The 810-nt window shown below is 50.9% G+C and carries 1 pseudogene; it reads right to left on the bottom strand.

From position 1 onward, the window contains the following. Positions 1 to 340: 340 nt before the first annotated feature. A pseudogene (locus DOM32_RS17640) lies at positions 341 to 810 on the bottom strand (iron-containing alcohol dehydrogenase); the annotation flags it as partial.

Genomic DNA, 810 nt, shown 5'->3' on the forward strand with positions numbered 1-810 from the left:
GCTCGCTCAACTCGTTGAACAGATCTTCGACCCAAAGCTGTAGACGTGACTCGGTATAGCTGGACAGTTTGCAGCTAGGCGCAGGCACTCGGCCGTTAATAGTGAACTGGGTATCCACCGTAAAGGGGTTGTGGGTAATTTCAATGTTGTTCATTCTGATACCTTGTGTGTTATCTCTTCTTTCTTGGGCTGTTTCCAGGCTTCGCCCGCATGAGCGCAGCCGATAATGGTCAACCATTATGGCCACTGCCGCCAACCTGCTAGAAAAGCGGTTGTGTCCGTAACCATTTAATTAAGGAGGCCAAGAAATTCGGTAATCGCAGTCATGAGACTCTCCTGATTAGACGGCCAGCGTGCTATCGAGCTTGGCCTTGAAATTCTCGATCCACGCCTGTAGTTCTTTAGCCTCGGTAATAGCTCGCTTGCGGGCTTCACTGTCCATGGCCTTTTCTTTCAGGGGGTTCATCCGCTCAGCAAATTGACGATCGAACTCCTTGGCCATGAAGGTAATGAACTGGTCAAGAAGATGGCTATTACCCGAGTCAATTAGTTGCGCCATCGTCTCCAGTGGCAACATCCGCTCCATATTTTTCTTGAAGGCCGCTGCGTCGAAGCCTTTTTCCTGGCGTTGACGTAGTGCCTGAATCTTTTTGTTGAGCTGTTCGAGCTGTCGTTCGTTCTGTGCGAGCTGCTCGATCAATTCGGCTTCGTTCAGGCCGACTTCGATGGCTCGAGTCAAGGCGTCATAGGCACGCTTGAGGCGGTGTGGCATGTTGTACTTGTCGATGTACTCATCGATCATCGCCTCGA

It is taken from the genome of Salinicola salarius, from assembly GCF_003206135.1.
In the GTDB taxonomy this organism is placed as follows: Bacteria; Pseudomonadota; Gammaproteobacteria; order Pseudomonadales; family Halomonadaceae; genus Salinicola; species Salinicola salarius.